This window comes from Mesorhizobium kowhaii, assembly GCF_042431665.1.
GTDB classification, from domain to species: Bacteria; Pseudomonadota; Alphaproteobacteria; order Rhizobiales; family Rhizobiaceae; genus Mesorhizobium; species Mesorhizobium kowhaii.
Window position 1 is genome coordinate 1 of the sequence record NZ_JBHLYT010000245.1, and the last position, 802, is coordinate 802.

The window sequence follows — 802 nt, forward strand, 5'->3', positions numbered from 1 at the left end:
AGGCGCCACGGTGGTGCCGGGCAGTGATCCGAAGCCGGCGCCACCACCGGTAAAGCCGAAGCTGCACGACACGCCGCCTCCAACAAAGCCGTTCGATCCCGGATAGCGCACGGCACCGACGGCCTACACCGATCGCGATCTGGAACAACGCGGATGGGAGTTGCTTACGCAGGCGTTGGAAACCTCTGCGGAGGAACTGCTGGTTGATTTCCGCAGCCGGCATGGCGTGGGAGCCGATGGCGCGATCGACTGGAAGACCTTCGTCGAAATGAAAGCGACCGGCCGCGCGCCACAGGGGTCGATCGAGATGTCCAACGCCGAATACGAGCGCGCCAAGGAACGCGGCAACGACTTCATCTTGGCTTTGGTCAGCGGCCTCGAAGATGGCTATCAGGACGAGGTGCGGTTGATATTCGACCCGGCCCGTCGCGCAGCCGTCCGCCCGTTGAACGGCGTGAAGCTAGTTGCATTGACAGAAGCGCCTTTGATTCTGATCCCGTTTGGGAACTCAGAGGATTGACCTGACTTCCTGCCGTTTCTGTATTTGTCGGGGAAAACGAGCGCAGGATAAGACCAAGCTCAGTTCCGTAAAAATCCAACGAAGGGATTTCAACAGGATTAACCTACAAATTAGATAGGCAATATTCTTTTTGCTGAGGATCTCGACTCCCTTGGTTCGCTTATGTATAGGCGCGCCCCATGTTCACGAGCGCCCTTTCTTTCGCACGCATATGACCCTCGCCACCTGGTGAGCGACGTCATTTATCGTGCAAAGAAAGGATCCAAATCATGGATATCGCCG

At 57.1% G+C, this 802-nt stretch carries 1 protein-coding gene; it reads left to right on the forward strand.

Annotated elements, in window-relative coordinates; translation table 11 throughout:
* Nucleotides 1–160: 160 nt before the first annotated feature.
* On the forward strand, nucleotides 161–520 hold the full coding sequence (locus tag ACFFNA_RS40575; protein WP_378926062.1) for a protein NO VEIN domain-containing protein: 360 nt from the start codon (nucleotides 161–163) through the stop codon (nucleotides 518–520).
* Nucleotides 521–802 lie beyond the last annotated feature (282 nt).